This window comes from Vibrio sp. D173a (genome assembly GCF_030248475.1).
The window spans coordinates 1-3,585 of record NZ_JAHGAH010000141.1 but is presented as its reverse complement, the minus strand read 5'-3'; the positions used below and the strand labels follow the sequence as shown (position 1 = coordinate 3,585).

Below are 3,585 nucleotides of genomic sequence, written 5' to 3'. Positions count from 1 at the left end.
CTCAGTGAAGCTGTATTTCCCCACCGCTTTACTCTCGTATTCACGAAACAGCACCGGTATCGCTTCGATGTGGCGACTGATTTGCTTCTCTAACCCTCGCAGGGTTTTCGACAGCTGACCATGTTCACGAGAGCCGACGACTGCGCCTGACAAGGCCGCGTTTGTGCTTTTCGCTTCCATGAGTAACTGGTGATAGCGCGCATTGGCCGCTTGTTGCTCCGCCGATAGCCCATCATTGAGTAGCACTTTACCGTCACTTAACTGCGTTTGCCCCCATACCGCCATCGCCATACTGCGCTGCGCCGATAAACCGGGCAGCTTCATCAAACGGTTAAGTAAGCGAAAACGCAGCGACAACATGCTGCGAACCGCTTTATCACCTTGCGTCGTGACCGCTTGTTTAGCTTGGTTGATTTGCTTTTCCAGTGGCACCAGCAAGCCCTTGGTGGCCGCAAACAAAGGCGAGTCGGGGTCACTGAATCCCACCACATCATTAAACGCGGACAAGAACCCGGCGACAGGAATCCGCGTGCTGCCGACAAACTCAGATAAGTCCATGCTATTGAGCAGGTCATGAGCCTTGACGTAAATCTCTGGCGAGAAGCCATAAGACGCCAACGACATTAAGTTATCGGGCTCTGTGATGAGCGCATCGAGCTCGTCACTCAGTGCCTCACTTTGCTGCGCACTGAGCTCTAAATCATTGAGCACCCCGTCCATCAAGGTACTCAGCGCAAGGTGGTGCGTATGTTCGCCCATATCGAGACCAAATCGCAGCGGCTCAGTGCCGAGAGTGGTCAGCGCGGCCATCAAAATGGGGGCGTCACGATGTATCTGCGTGACACAGCGAGAATGGGTGTCAATGTAGCTTTGGTAATACCGGTCTAATCCCGCCCAATTCACTTGACGATGGGCTTTGCGTCGCTCGTTATACTCCTTCAAACGCGACTGCAGTAACGTGGGGGCAATGCCATGCCCTTCCAATCTGGCTTTCGCCGCGGGGTAAGCCAAGGTCACGTGGTCGGCTTCTGCCGCGATGGCCGCTTTCGCCGCGCCACTGGCCGAATCGGCCTGTTTGAGCCTGGCTTGATAGTAGTGATACTCCAAGCAGGTATCGATGTCTTGTTCGACCTCAATCCACTGGGTAGAAGGCACGCCTTCAAACGTCTCTGGCGGGAACGAAATGCGCACCAAGGCGCGAATGGCTTCCGCAACCACGGTTTTTCTATGCTGCTCATCGTCTTGCAATGTCGGCAGCACCGATTCCGCGAGACGCAGATACAAATCGGTCAAGTCGCCCAACGGGTCATCCAGGGCCACAAAATGATGAGGGCACAGCGTTGGCACCTGATACTGGTAACTATTGAGGTTTCTTTGCACCAGCGGAGTGATGAGCCCTTGTTCATCTTGCTCGGTCACCGCGCTTGACGCGCAGCTCCAGTGAAACGGGGCTAACGCGTTATCCCCAACGTCCGCCACTTGCGCTTCAATGTGGTCAATCGCCATTCGATGGGTCGTGCCGGTGACGTCACGCAGCCACGACGTTCTGGCTTGCTCATTTTCAATATAGAAATCTTGAACGCGCTGCGTCCAGCGCTGACTGGCATAGCCAAAAAATAAGGTCGGTCGGTTTGATAAAGAAGATGAGACTGTCCTTTTTCTGCCACCGCGCCATAGCGCTGCTCTGCACTGTCACCGAGAAAACGAAACAGTTCGCCTTGCAACACTTGATACTCGGCCACAGACCAAGCTTGGCTCTCTGGGTCTTGACTCAGGGCGTACAACCAACCATCTCGAAGCTGACGTAAGGTATAAGGCGTATGGTCGGCGCGCAGCACACCACCAGGGAAGGTTTGTGTGTCGTCAATGGGATGCTGACCTTGCACTACCTCATCATCCAAGGTGTCGCTCTCTCGCGTGTCTATCGCATAGCGCACCGGCGCCAAGGCAGAAAACGCCGTCAGATTGCTACTGGCGACCTTCACCACCGGAAACGGCTTTTCACGGGCAACATGGCCTATCGAGAATAGCCCCTCACCCAACATGAGACTCGGTGCGGGATACCCCACGTCTAAGCCGTGGTTATACACCCCCACAGGCTCAGTATACACCGTGGCGTCGCTTTCTAATGGTGAGGTGGCATAATGCGGGTTGAGCGCCTGCAGCGTATCGAGCGCAATGCCCTGCTGCTGCGCAATATCTGCTAAGGTTTCACCTTGTGCAGCCTTATGGGAAGCGCGTTGTCCGCCACCTTCGGTCAACGGCACTAACGCGCCCATGTCGAGCTTCACGCCATGCTGATTTAAAAACGCCGCATCCACCGCCGACATCGCTTGGTCGTCCATGGCGTCACGGCTAAACAGCAGGTGTTGCTCAGTCACCACCTGCCCGTTTCGCTTCCACAGCGCCAAAATAAAATCCAGCGGTTGGGTTTGCGCCGGCTCTGGGTTCATGGCGCCAGCTCGACTGACCGTCGGCAAGAAATGATAGGCACTGCCTCCCTGACAGCGGTACTCATGCAGTAGCTTCCCGTCAAGAAAATGATACAAAAACCCTTGCGTCGGCAGTCCGAGCACTTCACCGATTTGTATCGCAGGGCGAAGCGGAATAAACGCGTGTTCGACCGTGAGGCTCTCTTTATCTTGAGGTGTGATGTCTTCCCAGCCAAACGGCGTGGGCGTTTGGGCATTCCAACCAACCAGCAATCGTTTCGCTTCTTGCTCTTTCACCGAAGCGATGCTGCGCGTATGCACCCCATCGGCGACCTCGCGCCATTGAGATATCGCGTCTTCTTCTTTAGTCTTGGCTAAGGTGCACACCAACGATGGCTTAACCGCACTTTTAAACAAGCCTCGCTCACAGGCAAAGTCCATCGCGTAAGCTAAAGTAGGCGCTTCCTCCGTCGGTGGAGGTGGCGAGACGGCGGCAAGGGGTTTCTCTTCAATAATGGGTTTATAACCAGCAGAAGTCTGCTTTATTGGTTTCTTTAGCGGCTCAGGGAATTTGCGAAACATATCAGTGCTCTCGATAAAACAGATGAACACAGTTTACGCAGATTATCGGCGCAAGACTCTAGGTAAAGCGACGGAATACTTAGTGTTTTTATCCAAATAGGGTCGTCCCTCTATACGCATTAACAGACAAAAAACCATTCAAGCAATAGTAACCATAAGAAATGAGACGAAAGCTCACAAAAACGTGGCCTTCATCGGTTATCCGCCCACAAAAAGGCCACCAACACGGTGGCCTAGGTCCTTCAAGGGGGAAAGAAGGTAAAAAAGCAAAAGGGTCACAACACCGTCAATACGACCGTGTTGCCAGATTGACTCTAGCGTAGAAGAGGTATTTCGCTAGCAGCGCTGAGTAAAATTGCGACAGGCGGTCTCACTCTTTACGACGTGAGAACGCAGGATTGGGCGCCGATTCATGCCCCCAATCCGACCATTGCCCCGCGTACTCATTACGATGCTGACGAACCGAAAGCAACTTGCCTTGCGCATTGCAAATGCGCACATCGCAGCGAATTTTGGGTAAATAAGACAGCGCGGCCAACTTCGCGCCAGATAAATTTTCCATGTCAAACTG

4 protein-coding genes are annotated in these 3,585 nt (G+C 53.7%); 1 reads left to right on the top strand and 3 read right to left on the bottom strand.

From position 1 onward, the window contains the following. Nucleotides 1–1,191 (bottom strand): hypothetical protein (locus KIV40_RS15325; RefSeq protein ID WP_285350048.1); only part of this gene is annotated, 1,191 nt, incomplete at its 3' end. A gap of 260 nt (nucleotides 1,192–1,451) precedes the next feature. Continuing rightward, nucleotides 1,452–3,014: a LysM peptidoglycan-binding domain-containing protein gene (locus tag KIV40_RS15320; RefSeq protein WP_285350047.1), complete on the bottom strand. Its 1,563-nt coding sequence runs from the start codon at nucleotides 3,012–3,014 to the stop codon at nucleotides 1,452–1,454. Nucleotides 3,015–3,175: 161 nt separating this feature from the next. Between KIV40_RS15320 and KIV40_RS15315 the strand changes: the two genes are divergently transcribed. Continuing rightward, a complete protein-coding gene (locus KIV40_RS15315; RefSeq protein ID WP_012128381.1) occupies nucleotides 3,176–3,337 on the top strand; it encodes a hypothetical protein in 162 nt (53 codons plus the stop codon). Between the two features lie 47 nt (nucleotides 3,338–3,384). Here the strand turns inward: KIV40_RS15315 and KIV40_RS15310 are convergent. Beyond that, nucleotides 3,385–3,585, bottom strand: a 201-nt coding sequence (locus tag KIV40_RS15310; RefSeq protein WP_285350045.1) for a hypothetical protein, incomplete at its 5' end; no start/stop codon positions are given.

Coding starts and splice junctions, on each gene's coding strand:
- KIV40_RS15315 (WP_012128381.1), top strand. CDS start 3,176: ATGAGACGAAAGCTCACAAAAACGTGGCCTTCATCGGTTATCCGCCCA.
- KIV40_RS15320 (WP_285350047.1), bottom strand. CDS start 3,014: ATGTTTCGCAAATTCCCTGAGCCGCTAAAGAAACCAATAAAGCAGACT.